This window comes from Cupriavidus phytohabitans, assembly GCF_017815025.1.
GTDB lineage: Bacteria > Pseudomonadota > Gammaproteobacteria > Burkholderiales > Burkholderiaceae > Cupriavidus.
In genome coordinates this window covers 1-1,518 of record NZ_JAGIQB010000177.1, presented here as the reverse complement: position 1 = coordinate 1,518, position 1,518 = coordinate 1, and the positions used below count along the sequence as shown (strand labels likewise).

At 57.9% G+C, this 1,518-nt stretch carries 2 protein-coding genes; one reads left to right on the top strand and one right to left on the bottom strand.

Annotation, left to right across the window (positions count from 1 at the left end; all coding sequences use genetic code 11):
- Positions 1 to 17: 17 nt before the first annotated feature.
- The gene (locus J8I34_RS35685) at positions 18 to 266 is read right to left on the bottom strand and encodes an aminotransferase class III-fold pyridoxal phosphate-dependent enzyme (protein WP_209808548.1); all 249 of its coding nucleotides are present in this window, start codon (positions 264 to 266) and stop codon (positions 18 to 20) included.
- Between the two features lie 535 nt (positions 267 to 801).
- Here J8I34_RS35685 and J8I34_RS33945 point away from each other — a divergent pair.
- Positions 802 to 1,425, top strand: coding sequence for a TetR/AcrR family transcriptional regulator (locus J8I34_RS33945; protein WP_348635799.1), 624 nt, complete (start codon positions 802 to 804; stop codon positions 1,423 to 1,425).
- Positions 1,426 to 1,518: the final 93 nt, after the last annotated feature.

Genomic DNA, 1,518 nt, shown 5'->3' with positions numbered 1-1,518 from the left:
CCGATCGCGGTCAGACCTCATCGGGTCTTGGTCGCAGGTTCGTAGCCGCGATCGCCAACCAAAAAACCCTCTGCCAACTGTTCACTCAGCGCCGCCTTCATCCGCGCGTCGCCGTGGCCAATGTTGACGGACATCGGGCCGCCAGACGCATCGATATATCTCTTTCCCTTGGTGTCATACAGATACACACCTTCCGCGTAGGCCAGTTCAACATCAAATGGGTGGTGTGAGAAGCAATGACGCCATGAACCCTCGGGCGCCAACATGCCGGGTAGATCATGGTCTGTAGGACGTACATGTGAGTGAGTAAGCATGCGGTCTCCCTTCGAGAATGGATGAGTGCGCCCGGTGAGCCCTGGGGGATGCCAGAGGGTTCACACGGCAGTGTCTCTTGCGCTACAATTGTTATAACGTATGTTAGATCTAACGAATGTTATAAAAAATAAGCCGCTGAAGGGATTAGGGATTACTCGTATGAATGACGTAGCCGTTCGTCGCGCGTGTGAGGGCTGTATTCGCGGCTCTATGGACCCCGCGCGCAGCAGCACAGCATCCGATCCGTTAGGATTTGCCACGGAGTTGGAATGCAATTCCCTACGCAGGTCGAGGGCGCAATGCCCCCTCTTGGACTTGCGTCGCTGAATGTGCCTTCTTGTAAACTTTTTGCGCTATATTCGCCCTGCAATGGCGTCATTTGCCGATACCGTCGATCCCATGACACGTGCCCCTACCTTGAAGACGCCAGATCCTGCTCCCCAGGCCACCGCAGACCCGTCCAAACGGCGGAGGGGGCGCCCGGTCGTGGATCGCGAGGCAAGGCGCGCCAGTTATCTCGCAGCAGCCACTACTGTGGTCGCACGGGAAGGCTATGCTGGCGCTTCCTTGCGCAAGGTGGCGGAGCAGGCCGGCTGCACCACGGGCTCCTTGTTGCATTACTTCGAGAACAAGGAAGCGATCGTCAAAGCGCTCGTTGAAAACCACTTTGACCAGTTCGAGTCGTTCATCGGGTCCAGCCACGATCCGCGCGACATCAAAGCGACCTTCAAACAGTGGCTGAACTGGACTACTGCCGACGATCCGGCCAGGTGGCTCGTGCAGTTTCAATTGATCGCGCAGGCAAGGCTCGATCCGGAGCTCGCCGCGATCTTCCAGCGGCGCTACGCCCAATATCGACGCAAACGCGTGGCTTTATTGGAGAGGGGGCAGGAAGAGGGCGTGATCCGCAGCGATATCACTGCGGAGCTGCTCGCCGACCAACTTAGCGCGATTGGCGAAGGCTGGATGATGATGCTCCCTATCGAGCCAGAGAGATTCAAGCCGAGCCGAATCGAGGCGCTTCTGGACGCCGTTATTACGTTGATCAGCCCGCCCGGACCGTCCACGACGATGCCCACTGTAGGCTCCGCGGTCCGCAAGCGCAGCTAGGCGGAAATGCTACGTCGCCTAACAGGCTGCTGAAGTACTAGCCGCGCAAAAAGCGAAGCTTGCCTCTACAAGGCTGAAGGGCTCGCTATTTTT